This window comes from Pseudomonas sp. SWRI51, from assembly GCF_014268825.1.
Lineage (GTDB): Bacteria > Pseudomonadota > Gammaproteobacteria > Pseudomonadales > Pseudomonadaceae > Aquipseudomonas > Aquipseudomonas farsensis.
Genome location: NZ_JABWRG010000064.1, coordinates 12,922 through 28,771, shown reverse-complemented (window position 1 = coordinate 28,771; position 15,850 = coordinate 12,922). Strand labels below are relative to the sequence as shown.

The window sequence follows — 15,850 nt, the reverse complement described above, 5'->3', positions numbered from 1 at the left end:
TTCGCAGCCCTTTCGCGACACAAGGCCGCTCCTACACAATCAAAAGCGACTTGCCCGAAACCATAGAATCTCCCACATTTGTTTCGGGCCAATATCGCCTGTGCCATTGCCTGGTCCGCCTTGTTTGCAGGGCGCGGTTTCAGCGTGGGCGCCAGACTCTTTCGGCGTCATAGCAGGCTCTCGCTAGCTTGCACATGCATCAACAGCGACGCGGTCTCTGTAGGAGCTGGCGATAGCCTGCGATGCGCCGCGCGAGCGGCGCCAGATCTCACAGGCGCTGAAAGCCCACTGCCATGCACCTGCATGCCCAACGCGCACCCCTCAGAACCCCATACTGAAGCTCACCACCACTCCATGATCCCGCGCCCCGCTAGACACCTGCCCGGAATACCCCACGCCCAACTTGCCGCTCTGCCCCACCGACATATCCAACCCCGCCTCGACCACGGCTGCGTCACGAGCAATCGGTACACCTGAGGTGGAGAAACTGCCGCCGCCGTCCACAAACCGCACATCCGTCTGCGCTTGGGTGTCGCCAAACGCATGCCGCCAGCCCACCGACAACCTTGGCGTCACGCTGGTGCCCTTGCTCAGTTCGATGCGCTTGCCTACGCGCACACCCAGGGTGGAATACGTGACATCCTCCTCGACGCTGCCATGCAGGCGCCCGGCGTCGCCCTTCTCGTGCAGGTGCTCGCTGTCGTAATTGACATACGCAAGCCCCGCGAACGGCTCAACCGCAATGCCGCCGGCATCGAAGGCATAACCCACCTCACCGAACACCTGGGCGGTGCGGGCCTTGTACTTGCCCTTGATGCGGTCGTTGTAGGCGCCCACGGTCACATCACGCTTGGTCTCGATGTCGTGCCAGCTGTAACCGGCACCCAGCCGCGCGGCAAAGGCGTCGAGCTGGTAGTTGAGGTAGGTGGCCAAGTGATAACTGTCCACCGACGCGTCGGAGCCGCGGCGGTTGGCGTCGATGCTGGCATTGGTGTAGCCGGCCGCGATACCCAGCTTCCACTGCTCATCCAACGCTTTGTCCACGCCCAGCATGAAGCCCTGCAACTGCCGGTCGACAGACGCCGCGCCGCCACGGGCGTCATAGCTGCCCCAGCCGCCGATGGCGCGCATCCAGCCCACGGCCTGGCCTTGGCAGCCTTCGCCGGTGAGCTGCTGGTTGGCGGTGGGGGCCAAAGTGCGGCGCGGGTCGTTGACGGCGCTGCAATCGGCCTGGCGCATGCGGTCGTTGACGGCGTCGCGCAGGTAGCGCGAATCCTCAAGCAGCACGGTAGCGGTGCTGGCGTGGATTTCGCCAGACAGGCTGTCGAACGCTGCCTGCGCCTGCGCGGTGTCCATCGGCAGGATGTTGTCGACCAGCACGGGCGGTGCGCCTGGGCCGGTCAGCGCGCCAGCGACACCGCCCTGGTTGGGGGTGCCGGCAACGCTGCCCATGCTTGCGCCATTGCGGGTTACCGACAGGGTCACCTGGTTGGCGCTGTAATCCAGCGAGGTGCTGAGGAACGCCGAATTGCTCAGGTTGGTGCCGGCGAAGGTGCCGTTGATGCCGCCCGTTGCACTGACCACGGTGTACTGCCCACTGCCGGTGAAACCGCTGAGGTTGAGCACCTGCAGGCTGCCGCCCAGGTTGGCGGTGCCGCCGACGGCCAAGTAGCTCACCGGGTTGCTGGTAATGTCGATGGCCAGGGTGCCGGTGGCACCGTTGGTGAAGTTGCCGGCCACCGTGAGGTTGCCGCCCTGCCCCGGCATCACCGTGCCGAGGTTGTTAAGGCTGGCGACACTGCCGGTGCCAGTGAGCATGGCGCCATTGGCCACGTTCACGGCTGCGGCCAGGTTGGCGCCGGGGTTGGCAGTGTTACCCACTTGCAACACGCCTTGGTTGACGTTGAAGGCGCCGCTGGCCTGGTTGCCGGTCAGCAGCAAGGTGCCGTTGCCCTGTTTGACGGTTGTGCCGCTGCCGCTCAGGGTGCCATTGAAAGTGCCGTTGCTGGCCTGCATGAACACCAGGCTTGCGTTGTTGGCGATGCTGCCCTGCAGGCTGGTGGTGTCGCCCGCCAGCGTACCGCCGCTGACGGTGGTGCCGCCGCTGTAGGTGTTGGCACCGGATAGCACCAGCAACCCGGCGTCGAGCTTTTCGATGCCGCCGCTGCCGACGATGGGGGCGCTGATCAGCGCAGTGGCGCCGCTGTCTACCCGCACCACGGCCTGGCTGCCGTCGCTTGCGTTGACGGCGGTCAGGCTGCCAGCGTTGCCGGCCACCAGCTGATAGCCGCTGGTGAGGAACTGCATGCCGGTGAAAGCCTGGCTGCCCTGGACGGTGACAGTCCCGGCCTGCCCGGCAAATACGGCGAACTGCCCACCGGCGGTTTCACTGGTGGTGCCGGTGGCGTTGGTCCAGTTGCTGGCGCTGCCCCATGTGCCATTGCCGCCAACGATGCTGCCGTCAGGGGTGGTCTGGGTGCCGTTCCAGAATTGCAGCGCGCCTGCCGCCCCTTGCACCACCAGGTTGACCTGGTTGGCGATGGCGGTCTGCAGGCTGAGGTCGCCCAAGGCGACGCTGCCTGGGATGGCGCCGAATACCAGGGTGTTGTCGGTCAGCGCGCCGCCATAGCTGAACAGGCGGTACACGCCCGGGCCGAAACCGCCGGCATCGGTAATGTCCAGGGTGCCGTCGAGGGTCAGGTTGCCGGCCACATTGACCACGGTGGTGGCGGCGCTGGCCGCGCCGAGGGCGAAGTCCAGGGTGCTGCCCGAGGCCAGGCTGAGGCTGCCGAGCGACAGCGGCGTGGCGCTCTGCCCGGCGCTCAAGGTGCCGCCGTTGGCAACCTGCACGTTACCTGCGAGGGTGCCATTGCCGCCCAGGGTGGCGCCGCTGGCAACCTGCACAGTGGCGCTGTTCAAGCGGCCGTTGACCAACAGCGTGCCGGCACTGACGGTGGTGTTGCCGGTGAGGGTGCTGTTGCCGGTCAGCAGCAGCTCGCCGGTGCCGGTCTTGGCCAGGGTGCCGCTGCCACTGAGGTTGCCGGCGTAGGTGCCGTTGGCCGCCTGGGCGAAGGTCAGCGCGGCATTGTTGAGGATCGCCCCTTGCAGGCTGCTGCTGTCGCCCACCAGGCTGCCGGCGTTGATGCGGGTGCCGCCGGTGTAGCTGTTGCTGCCACTCAAGGTCAGTTCGCCAGCGCCGTTCTTGACCAGGCCGCCGCTGCCGCTGATATCGCCAGCCAGCCCCAGCGTGTTGCTGCCGGCGATGTTCAGGGCGCCGTTCAGCACAGCGTCGTTGGCCAGGGTGACCGCGCTGTTGCTGTCCAGCGTGGTATTGCCGGCGGCGGTCAGGGTGCCGCTGCCCAGCGCGCTGTCGTTGCCGACCACCAGGGTGCCACCATTGAGGCTGGTGCCGCCGCTGTAGCCATTGGCAGCGTTGAGCACCAAGGTGCCGGTGTCGTTCTTGACCAGGCTGCCGGTGCCGTTGATGGCAACGTTGAGGGTGGCTGTCTTGCTGGGGTCGACCCGCACATAGGTGCTGCCGGTGCTCAGCAGTTCGCCGTCAATACCGCCTTGCAGCACATAGCCGTCGGTGACGAACTGCATGCCGCTGAGGTTGTGGCTGCCGTCAACGGTGACGGTGCCCGCCGCGCCTTGGAACACCGCGAAGGTATCGTTCCACTCGCTGTTGACCAGGCCGTTGGCGTCGGTCCAGTTGCTGTCAGTGGCGTTCCACACGCCATTGCCGCCGTTCACCACGCCGTTGGCGAGGGTCTGGCTGCCGTCCCAGAACAGCACGTTGTTGCTGCCGCCCACGACCAGGTTGACCTGGTTGGCCACCGCGGTCTGCAAGGTCAGGTCGCTGAGTGGCACGGGTGAGCTGCCGATCTGCATGCCGTTGTTGGTCAGCGCCCCGCCGTAGTCGAACAGGCGGTAGACGCCAGCACCGAAGCCGCCGATGTCGGTCACGTTGAGGGTGCCGCCAAGGGTCAGGTTGTCGGTGACGTTGACCAGCGCGGGGCTGGCGTTGGGCGCGCCAAGGGCTGCGTTGAACACCGAGCCGCTGCCTAGGTTCAGGCTGCCGACGTTCAGCGTGCTGCCGCTGCTGCCGGCCAGGGCACCGCCACTGCCGACCAGCACAGTGCCCGCCAGGCTGCCGCTGCCGCCAAGGCTTGCGCCACTGCCGACATTGACGGTGCTGCTGGCCAGGCTGCCGTTCACTTGCAGGGTGCCGCCATCCACGTTGGTAACGCCGGTGAGGCTGTTGTTGCCGGTCAGGGTCAGGGTGCCGGTGCCTTGTTTGATCAAGGTGCCGGTGCCTGCGATATCACCGCCAAAGGTGCCGCCTTGCACGCCCAGGCTGTTGCCAGCGCCAATCTGCACGCTGCCGTTGCCACCAAGGGTGCCAAGGGTGGTGTTGCCGGCAAGGTTCAGGGCCGCGCCGCTGGCCACGTTGAGTGCGCTGAGGGTGTCCAGGCTGGTGGTGCCCAGGGTGGTCAGGCTGCCGGCGTTGAGGTTGAAGATGCCGCTGAAACTGTTGTTGCCCGACAGCGTCAGGTCGGCCAGGCCGCTTTTGTTGAGCGTGCCGGCGCCACTGAGCGCACCAGCCAGGGTCAGGTCTTCGCTGCCGAGCACGTTGAGCACGCCACTGACCGCGATGGCGTTGCCCAGAGTGGTAGCGGTGCTGGCATCGAGGTTGCCGGTGCCGGTGACGCTCAGGCTGCCAGTGCCCAGCGCTGCGTCATTGCCAACCACAAGGGTGCCGGCCTGCAGCACAGTGCCGCCGCTGTATGTGTTGGCGCCGTCGAGTTCCAGGCTGCCACTGCCGCTTTTGGTCAGGCTGCCGGCGCCGGACAAGGTGCCGGCCAGGGTGATGTCATGGCTGCCGAGCACGTTGAATGGCCCAGCGATGCTGACGTTGTTGGCCAAGGTCACGGCCTGGCTGCCGAGCAGGCTGGTATTGGCCGCCGCATTCAGCGTGCCGCTGCCAAGCGCGGTGTCGGAACCTGCGATCAGGCTGCCGGCGTTGAGCGCGGTATTGCCGCTGTAGCTGTTGTTGCCGGCCAGTTCCAGGCTGGCGGTGCCGGCCTTGACCAAGCCGCCGCTGCCGCTGATGTCGCCGTCGAGGGTCAGGTTATGGCTGCCTGCGATATTCAGCAGGCCACCGAGCACCAGTTCGTTGCCCAGGGTGACCGCCTTGTTGCTGTCCAGGGTAGTCGCAGCGCTGGTGCTCAGCGTGCCAGTGCCCAGCGCGGTATTGCTGCCCACCATCAAGCTACCGCCGCTGAGCAGGGTGCCGCCGGTGTAGCTGTTGTTGCCGTTGAGTACCAAGGTGCCGGTGTCGAGTTTATCCAGGGTGCCAGTGCCGGTGACGGCCACATCGAGGGTGGCAGTGGCGCCTGGGTCGACGCGCACGGCGGTGTCGCCAGTGCTGCCGTTGACCAGGTTGAGTGCTCCCCCCGCGCCGCCGAGCAGGTGGTAGCCGTCAGTCATGAATTGCAGGCCATTGACGCTCTGCGCACCGACCACCGTGACGTTGCCGGCGCTGCCCTGGAACACCGCGAAGCTGCTGTCCCAGGTACCATTGGTGGTGCCGTTGACGTCGGTCCAGTTGCTGTTGCCGGCATTCCAGGTGCCGCTGCCGCCATTGACCTGGCCGTTGCCGGTGGTCTGGCTGCCGTCCCAGAACAGGATGCTCTGGCTGCTGGCGCCGACCAGCAGGTTGATCTGGTGGGCAATCGCGGTTTGCAGGCTGAGGTCGCCCAGGTTCACCCCACCCGGCAGGCTGCCGAATTCCAGGGTGTTGTCGGTCAGCGCACCGCCGTAGTCAAACAGCCGATACACGCCGTTGCCGAAGCCGCCGATATCGCTGACGTTGAGAGTGCCGTCGAGGGTGAGGTTGCCATCGACGCGGAACAGCGCGTTGCCCCCGGTGGAGGGCGCGGCCAGGCCGACATCGACGATGGCGCCGCTGTCGAGCACCAGCGCACCGAGGCCAAGGGTGTTGTTGCTGGTGCCCACCAGATGGCCACCGCTGCCGATGATCACTGGGCCACCGACGTAACCGCTGCCGCTGAGGCTGGCGCTATTGCCGACCGTGAGGCCGGCACTGGTCAGGCTGCCATCGACTTTGAGCGTGCCGGCGTTGACCTGGCTGTTACCCAGCAGGCTGCTGATGCCGCTCAGGGTCAAGGTGCCGGTGCCGACCTTGGCCAGGTTGCCCGCGCCGCTGAAGGCGCCCGCGAAGAGGCTGTCGGCGCCGTTGCTGCCAACGCTCAAGGTGGCACTGTTGCCGATTACCGTGCTGCCGCTGCCGGTGAGGCTGGCCAGGTTCGCATCGCCATTGAGGTTCAGGGTGCCGGCGCTGCCGACGTTCACCCCGGAGACGTTGTCCAGCACCCCGGCGCCTTGCAGGGTCAGCGAACCTGCGGCGATATCGACATCACCGGCCAGGCTCTTGCTGCCGATCAGCAGCGCATCGGCAGTGCCGGTCTTGATCAAGCTGCCGCTGCCGCTGATATCGCCAGCGAGGGTCAGGGCGTTGAGGGTGTTCAACGTCAGGCGGGTGCCGGCGGCCACATCCACGCTATTGGCCAGCACCATTGCCGCGCTGTTACGCAGTGTTGCATCGCCTGTGACACTCAGGCCCGCGCCGCCCAGTGCGGCGCTGTTGCCCAGCACCAGGGTGCCGGCGGCAAGCTCGGTGCCGCCCTGATAGGTGTTGCTGCCGTTCAGGGTCAAGGTGCCGTTGCCGGTTTTGCTCAGGCTGCCAGTGCCGGCGAGGGTGCCGGCCAGGGTCAGGTCGTTGCTGCCTGCGACGGTCAGCCCGGCGTTGAGCACGACATCGTTGGCCAGTGCGGTTGCGCCGCTGCTGCCAAGGGTGGAGGCGCCAGCGACGGTCAGCCCGCCCTGCCCCAATGCGGCATTGTTGCCGACCAGTAGGGTGCCGGCGTTGAGGGTGGTGCCGCCGCTGTAGGTGTTGGCCGCGCCGAGGGTCAGCGTGGCGTTGCCATCCTTGATCAGGCCGCCAGTGCCGGCGATCGCCCCGTTGAGGGTCAGCGCGTAGCTGTTGCCAAGGGTAAGGTCGGCGCCGCTCAGGTTGATGGCATTGCCCAAGGTCATAGCCTGGCTTGCGTCAAGGGCGCCAGCGCCGGTGACAGTGAGCGCGCCGCCGCCAAGCGCACTGGCATTACCCAGCAGCAGGCTGCCGGCCTGCAGCGTGGTGCCGCCGCTGTAGCTGTTGCCAGCGTTGAGGATCAGCTCGCCAGTGCCCCGTTTGTCCAACGCGCCAAGCCCACTGATCACGCCATTGAGGGTGAGGCTCTGGGCATTTTCGACGCCCAGCGTGGCGGCGTTGCCGAGGGTGATGGCATTGCCCACCTGCAACACGCCCAGGCTGCCCAAGGTACTGTTGCCGGTGACCGCAAGGCTGCCGCTGCCAAGGGCGCTGTCATTGCCCAAGGTGAGCGTGCCGGCAGCGAGGGTCGTGCCGCCGGCATAGCTGTTGGCGGCGCCCAAGGTCAGGTTGCCGGTGCCGGTCTTGATCAGCCCTTCCGGGCCGCTGATCACGCCGTTGAGGGCGAGATCGTTATTACCCGCCAGGGTCAGGTCGCCGTTCAGCAACAACTGGTTGGTGACGTTGTTCAGCGTGGTGCTGGTGGCAAGGTTCGCCGCGTTGGCGACGGTCAGCGCGCCCGTACCCAGTGCAAGGTTGTTGCCAAGGGTCAGCGTGCCGGCATTGAGCACGGTGCCGCCTGCGTAGGTGTTGGCGCCGGCCAGGGTGAGGTTGCTGGTGCCATTTTTGACAAGTGCGCCTGCGCCACTGACCACGCCGCCCAGGTTCAGGCCATTGCTGCCGGCGACGGTCACGCTGCCGGTGATGTTCACGGCATTGGCCAGGCTCACGTCAGTGCTGCTGTCCAGCGTGGTGCCAGCCGCTGCGCTGAGGATGCTGGTACCGAGCGCGGTGTCGCTACCCAGCAGCAGAGTGCCGGCATTGAGCCGGGTATCGCCCTGGTAGGTGTTGTTGCCGTTTAGCGCCAGCACGCCGGGGCCGGTCTTGACCAGTTCGCCGCTGCCGCCAATGGCACCGTTGAGCACCATGTTCTGGGCGCCAGCCAGGGTCAGGCTGCCGAGCAGGTCGATCTGGTTGCCCAACGTCAGGTCAACGCTGCTGCCCAATGTGCCGTCCTGCGCTTGCAGGGTGCCGGTGCCGAGCGCTGCGTTGTTGCCCAGAATCAGCGTGCCGCCGCTGAGGGTGGTTGCGCCTTGGTAGGTATTGGTGCCGTTGAGGGTCAGGGTGCCGCTGCCGGCCTTGTCCAGGCCACCGTTGCCACTGAGTACGCCATTGAACGTGAGGTTGTTGCTGCCGTTCACGCCCAGGTCGGCGTTGAGCGCGATGGCGTTGGCCAGGGTGAAATTGCCGGTGCTGCCGAGGTTGCCGCCATTGACGGTCAGCGCGCCGCTGCCCAGTGCCTGCGCGTTGCCCAGGGTGATGGTGCCGGCGTTGAGCACGGTGCCACCTGCGTAGGTGTTGGCATTGCTCAAGGTCAGGTTGGCCGCGCCGTTCTTGATCAGGCTGCCGGCGCCCGCAACGATGCCGCTCAGGCCCAGGTCGGCAGTGCCGCCGATGGTCAGCGGGCCGGCCAGGGCAAAGGTATTGCCCAAGGTGACGGCGGTGTTGCTGTCCAGGGTGGTGTTGGCCGCCGCATTCACCTGGCCGGTGCCGAGGGCGGTATTGCTGCCCACGATCAAGGTGCCGCCTTGCAGCGCGGTGCCGCCGGTGTAGGTATTGGCGCCGTTGAGGATCAGCGTACCGGTGTCGAGCTTGCCGAGGGTACCGGCGCCAGACAGGCCGACGTCAATGGTGGCGGTAACGTTCGGGTCGACGCGCACGGCGAAGGCGCCGTTGCTGCCGTTCATCAGCGTCAGACCGCCGCTGCCCACCAGGCGGTAGCCATTGTTCATGAATTGCAGGCCGGTGGCCGCCTGGGTGCCGACCACGGTCACATCGCCGCCGGTATTCTGGAACACCGCGAAGGTATCGCCCCAAGCGCTGTTGAGGGTACCGCCGACGTTGGTCCAGTTGGTGCTGCCGGCGCTCCAGGTGCCGGCGCCGCCATTGATGGCGCCGTTGGCGATGGTGCTGTTGCCATCCCAGAACTGCACACCGCCCGCTGCACCGCCCACCAGCAGGTTGAGCTGAGTGCCGATCGAGGTTTGCAGTTGCAGGTCACCAGGCAAGACGCTGCCGGGCACGCTGCCGATGTTCAGGCCGTTGTCGACCAGGGTGCCGGTGTAGTCGATCAGGCGATACACGCCTACGCCAAAGCCGCCGATATCACGCACATTGAGCGTGCCATCGAGGGTGAGATTGCCGTTGACGCTGACCAGCGCGGTGCCGCCGGTGGCCGGGCTGCCCAGGCCGACATCGAAGACCGAGCCGCTGTGCAGGGTGAGGCTGCCGGTGTTGAGGGTGGCCCCGCTGTTGGCCGCCAGATGCCCGCCATTGGCGATGTCCACCGCGCCGAGCACGCTGCCGACACCGGTCAGGGTCGCGCCGCTGTTGACCTGCACGCCGCTGGTGGCGAGGGCGCCGCTGACGTTGAGCTGGCCGGCGTTGACCGTGGTTGCGCCGCCGATTGCGCTGGTGCCAGACAGCTCAAGGCTGCCGCTGCCGTTTTTGATCAACCCGCCGCTGCCGGCCAATACACCGCTGAACAGGCTGTCGAGGTTGTTGCTGCCCACACTGAGGTTGCTGCCCGCCCCCAGGTTGACACCCCCGCCGCCGCTCAGGCCGCCGACGCTGGCGCTATTGCCCAGGTTCAGGCTGGCGCCTGCGCCGACATTCAGCGATGAGGCATTGCCCAAGGCGTTGCTGCCAATGGTGGTCAGGCTGCCGCTGGCAAGGTCAATCGCCCCGGTGAAGCTGTTGTTGCCGCTCAGGGTGAGGTCGGCCAGGCCGTTCTTGATCAGCCCGCCGGCGCCGCTGATGGACCCGCTCAGGGTCAGGTCGTTGCTGCCGCCGAGGGTCAGGTCATTGCCCAGCACTACCGCGTTGCCCAGGTCGACGATTGCGCTGTTGTCCAGGCTGGCGGCACCGGCAATGGTCAGGGCGCCGCTGCCCAGGGCGCTGTCGTTGCCGACAACCAGCCCGCCGGCGTTGACCGTGGTGCCGCCGCTGTAGCTGTTGGTGCCATTGATTGTGACGGTGGCCGCGCCGTTCTTGATCAACTGCCCGGCGCCGCTGATGGTGCCATTCAGGGCCAGGTTGCTGCTGCCCACCAAGGTCAGGTCGGCGCCCAGGTTGATCGCGTTGCCCAGGCCGAACACATCGCTGGTGTCCAGGCTCGCGTTGGCGGCTACATTCAGCGCGCCGCTGCCGATTGCGCTGCCGTTGCCCAGTATCAGCCCGCCGCCGTTGAGCGTGGTGCCGCCGCTGTAGGTATTGTTGTTGGTGAGCGTGAGGGTGCTGTTGCCGTTCTTGACCAGGCCGCCGCTGCCGTCGATCAGGCCGCCAAGGGTCAGGGCCTGGCTGCCAGCCAGGGTCAGGTCATCGTTGAGAGTGATGGCGTTGCCCAGATTGAGCGCAGTGGTGGTGTCCAGGCTACCGGCGCCGGCCACGGTGAGTTTGCCGCTGCCGAGCGAGCCTGCGTTGCCAAGCACCAGTGCCCCGGCGTTGAGGGTGGTGCCGCCCAGGTAGGTATTGGCATTGCTCAAGGTAAGGGTGCTGGCGCCGTTCTTGATCAGGCTGCCTGCGCCTGCGACCAAGCCGCTCAGGCCGAGATCGGCACTGCCATCGACGGTCACCGCGCCGCCCAGGTTCAGCGCATTGCCCACGGTGAGCGCGGTGTTGGCGTCCAGGTGGGTGCCGGCGGCGGCGTTCAGTGCGCCCGCACCGAGGGCTGCGGCATTGCCGAGCACCAGGGTGCCGGCGTTGAGGTTGGTGTTACCGAAGTAGGTGTTGGCACCGTTGAGGGTCAAGGTGGCATTGCCGTCCTTGCTCAGCCCGCCTATGCCCGCGATCACCCCGCTCAGCGCCAGGTCGTTGCTGCCCACCAGGTTCAGGGTGCCGCCCAGGTTGAGGTTGTTGGCGATGTTCAGACCGGCGATGCTGCTGTCCAGGCGGGTGTTGGCGCCAGCGTTCAAAACGCCGCTTCCCAGCGCAGTGTTGCTACCCAGGATCAGCGTGCCGGCATTCAACGTGGTGCTGCCGCTTTGGGTGTTGGCGCCGCTGAGGGTGAGCGCGGCGCTGCCGTTCTTGATCAGCTCGCCAGTGCCGCTGAGGTTGCCGGCAAGGGTCAGGTCGTTGGCGCCGGCGAGGGTCAGGTTGGCGCCAAGGTTCACAGCATTGGCGACGCTCATCGCAACGCTGTTGGCCAGGGTCGAGGCACCGCCGACAGTCAACGCACCGGTGCCCAGGGCTGCGGCATTGGCCAAGGTCAGGGTGCCGGCGTTCAGGGTCAGGCCGCCGCTGTAGGTGTTGCTGGCGCCCAGGGTCAGGTTGCTGCTGCCGTTCTTGACCAGGCCCCCGCTGCCGCTGATCACGCCGCCCAAGGTGGTTGCCGAGCTGCCTGGCAAGGTCAGCGTATTGCTGCCGAGGTTGACGGCATTGGCCAGGATGACCGCCGTGCTGGCATCCAGGCTGGCGTTGCCGCCCAGGGTCAGCGCGCCGCTGCCCAACGCAGCGTTATTGCCGACGATCAGGGTGCCGGCATTGAGCGTGGTACCACCGCTGTAGGTGTTGGCGCCGTTCAGCGTCAGGCTGGCGCTGCCGTTCTTGACCAAGGTCCCGCTGCCAGTGATTACACCCGCCAGGGTGGTGGCATTGCTGCCGAGCAAGTTGAGGCTGTTGGCGCCGAGGTTGACCGCGTTGGCCAGGTTGACCGCAGTGCTGGCATCCAGGCTAGCGTTGCCGCCCAAGGTCAGCGCGCCCGTGCCCAAGGCGGCGTTGTTGCCAACGAGCAGCGTGCCCGCGTTGAGCGTGGTACCGCCGCTGTAGGTGTTGTTGCCGTTCAGGGTCAGGCTGGCGCTGCCGCTTTTGATCAAACCGCCGCTACCGCTGATTACGCCGCCCAGCGTGGTGGCGCTGGTGCCGAGCACATTGAGGGTGTTGGCACCGAGGTCGACGAGGTTGGCCAGGGTGACTGCACTGCTCGCATCCAGGCTGGCGTTGCCGCCCAGTGCCAGCGCACCGGTACCTAAAGCGCCGTTGTTGCCAACGATCAGCGTGCCGGCATTCAGCGTAGTACCACCGCTGTAGGTGTTGGTGCCGTTCAGCGTCAGGCTGGCGCTGCCGTTCTTGACCAGGCCACCGCTGCCGCTGATCACACCGCCCAGGGTCGTGGCGCTGCTGCCCAGCAGGGTCAGGGTGTTGCTGGCGAGGTTGACGGCGTTGGCCAGGCTGACCACAGCACTGGCATCCAGGTTGGCGTTGCCGCCCAGGGCCAGCGCGCCGGTGCCCAAGGCGGTGTTGCTGCCGACGGTGAGGGTGCCTGCATTGAGGCTGGTGCCGCCGCTGTAGGTATTGTTGCCGCTCAGGGTCAGGCCGGCACTGCCGCTCTTGACCAGGCCACCTGTGCCGCTGATCACGCCAGCAAGGGTGGTGGCGTTGCTGCCGAGCAGGTTGAGGCTGTTGGCGCCAAGGTTGACGGCGTTGCCCAGGGCTACGGCGGTGCTGGCATCGAGGCTGGCGCTGCCACCGAGGGTCAGCGCGCCGCTGCCCAGGGCGGTGTTGCTGCCCACTGTCACGGTGCCAGCGTTGAGGGTGGTACCGCCGCTGTAGGTGTTGTTGCCGCTGAGGCTGAGCCCGGCGCTGCCGTTCTTGATCAGCGAGCCGCTGCCGCCGATCACCCCGCCCAGGCCAAGGTTGGCGCTGCCGCCGAGTGTCAGTGCACCACCAAGGGTCAGCGCATTGCCCACGTTGACCGCCGTGCTGGCGTCAAGGCTGGTGCCGCCGGCTGCAATCAGCGCGCCGCTGCCCAGGGCTGCATTGTTGCCCAGCACCAGGCTGCCGGCGTTGAGGTTGGTGGCGCCGGTATTGGTGTTGGCAGCGGTCAAGGTCAGGGTGGTGTTGCCGTTCTTGGTCAGGCCGCCGGCGCCGGCAATCACGCCGCTTAGGGTGAGGTTGTTGCTGCCGGGCAGGATCAGGCTGCCGGCGAGGTTCAACTGGTTGGCCAGGTTGAGGTTGGCTGCGCTGGTGTCCAGGGTGGTGCCGGCAGCGGCGTTCAGCGCACCGCTGCCAAGGCCGGTATTGCTGCCGATGATCAACGTGCCGACGTTCAGCGCGGTGGCGCCGGTCTGGGTGTTGTTGCCGCTCAGGGTCAGGGCGCCGCTGCCGTTCTTGATCAGCCCGCCGGTGCCACTGATGTTGCCGGCCAGGACCATGCCGTTGGCACCGGGCAGGGTCAGGTTGGCGTTGAGGTTGACTGCGTTGGCCAGGGTCATCGTTGCGCTGTTGCCCAGGGTCGCGGCGCCCCCGACATTCAGCGCCCCGGTGCCGAGGGCCGCAGCGCTGGCCAGGGTCAGGGTGCCGGCATTGAGGCTCAAGCCACCACTGAAGGTGTTGGCGCCGCTCAGGGTCAGGGTGCTGCCGCCGTTCTTGGTCAGCGCGCCCGTGCCGCTGATCACACCGCTCAAGGTGGTAGCGGCGCTGCCTGGCAGGGTCAGGGTGTTGCTGCCAAGGCTGACCGCGTTGCCCAGGTTGACGGTGGTGTTGGCATCGAGGCTGGCGTTGCCACCCAGGGTCAGCGCGCCCGTGCCCAGCGCTGCACTGTTGCCCACGGTAAGTGTGCCGGCGTTGAGCAAGGTGCCGCCGCTGAAGGTATTGCTGGCGTTCAGCGTCAGGCCGGCAGCGCCATTCTTGACCAGGCCGCCGGCGCCACTGATCACCCCACCCAGGGTCATGGCGCTGGTGCCTGGGAGGGTCAAGGTGTTGCCGGCCAGGCTGATGGCGTTGGCCAGGCTTACGGCGGTGCTGGCATCCAGGCTTGCGTTGGCGCCCAGGCTCAGCGCCCCGGTGCCCAGTGCTGCATTATTGCCGACGATCAGCGTGCCGGCATTCAGGCTGGTACCACCTGTGTAAGTGTTGGCGCCACTGAGGGTCAGGTTGCCGCTGCCGCTTTTGATCAGCGAGCCAGTGCCGCTAACCACCCCACCCAGGCCCAGCGCGTTGCTGCCAGGCAAGGTCAGCGCTGCGTTAAGGGTGACGGCATTGCTCAGCACCAGTGGCACGCTGCCCTGCAGCGTGGCGGCGCCGGTCACGTTCAAAGCCCCGCTGCCCAGCGAAGCCGCGCTGCCCAGGTTGAGGCCGCCGCCGGCCAGGGTGGTGCCGCCGCTGTAGGTATTGCTGGCGCCGAGGTTGAGCACACCGATGCCGGTCTTGATAAGCGAGCCCGTACCAGACACCACGCCATTGAGCGCCATGGCGTTGGCGCCGCCTGTGGTCAGCGCACCGCCCAAGGTGATGGCGTTAACCAGGCTCAGGTTGGCAGCACTGGCCAACAGGCTGCCGCCGTTGGCGATGATGCTGCCGCTACCGAAGGCTGCGGCGTTGTCGAAGTTGAGCACGCCGCCGTTGAGGGTGGTCTGGCTGTTGCTGCCGAGCACCTGGCCAATCAGGCTCCAGGTGCCGCTGTCGACGATCAGCCGGTTGAAGTTGATGTAGTTGGCGGCGTTGATGCTGCCGGTGCCGGTGGTTCCGCTGCCGCCGCCAATGGCGTTTTGCAGGGCCAGGGTATTGGTGCCACCGGCGCCGCCGTCGATTACGCCGGCCGCTGCAAAGGCCAGGTTGGGGTTGCTGCTGACCAGCAGTTCCACGCCGACACCACCCCCTGCGCTGACACTGGAACCCGTGATGGCGTTGAAGCGGTTGGTGCTGTTGGCGCCCATCGACAGGCTGCCGGTGATGCTGCCGGCGTTGGTGAAGGTGTTGCCGCCACTGTTTGCCGCCTGGAAGGCTGCCCGCCCGACAATGCTGCCGGTGTTGGTCATGTTGACCGAGCCGCCACCTTGCACGGCGATCACTGGAATATCCTGGGTCAGTACACTGGCGCTGGCCAGCGCGTCAGAGCCGATGGTGCCGGCGTTGTTGATGACCGTGGTGCCGCCTGCGCCGTTACGCACATCCAGGGCCATGCCGTTGAGGTTGAGCAGGTTGGCACTGAGCAGCCCGCCGGTGCCCTTGAGCACGCCACTGGCGTTGTTGTTGATCACTACCGTGCTGGCGTTGCTGGTGTTGCCGATGATGGTGCCGGTGGTCAGCCCACCGATCAGGCCCAGCACCGAGGGGTCGATCAGGCCGTTGTTGGTGAAGGTGATGTTGTTGCCGGTCAGGCTCATGCCCGCACCCAGCAGCGGCGCGCCAATGGTGGTGCCGCCGACCACGGTGACGTTGAGGTTGTTGGCGCTGCTGGAAAAGCTGTTGGTGCCGCCCAGCAGCGAGGCCTGGCCGCTGCAGGACACAGAAGCCCCGGCGCCTGGGAATGCGGGCGTACAGGCCGCTTCGGCGTGCTCGATTGCAAGGCTTGCAAACAAGGCCCCGGTCGCCAGGCTCACAGCGAACGACAAGCGAGAGAGGCGCGCAGGCAAACGGGCAGCGACAGAACGATCCACGGCAAGCTCCTTCTTCGTGGATCAGGCGGCAGTCTGTGTGACCGGTGCAGCGGCTGCATGGGCGACGACTGAATACCTGACCCAACTAACAAATTCCTTTGAAGAAATTTGTAGCTGCTACTTGGCGCGCAGCACGCAGAAGGGGCCGGTCAAATGGTGTTAATACTTTCTCGAAGTACCACGTGGTTCATGGGTTACAAGGCAGAAGCGCCGGTTCTTGAGCCGACGAGCGGTCATGGCA

At 66.6% G+C, this 15,850-nt stretch carries 1 protein-coding gene; it reads right to left on the bottom strand.

Going from position 1 to position 15,850, the window contains the following annotated elements:
• Nucleotides 1-321 precede the first annotated feature (321 nt).
• Complete coding sequence (locus HU720_RS17200; RefSeq protein WP_186521138.1) at nucleotides 322-15,609, bottom strand: autotransporter-associated beta strand repeat-containing protein; 15,288 nt, start codon at nucleotides 15,607-15,609, stop codon at nucleotides 322-324.
• Between the last annotated feature and the right edge of the window lie 241 nt (nucleotides 15,610-15,850).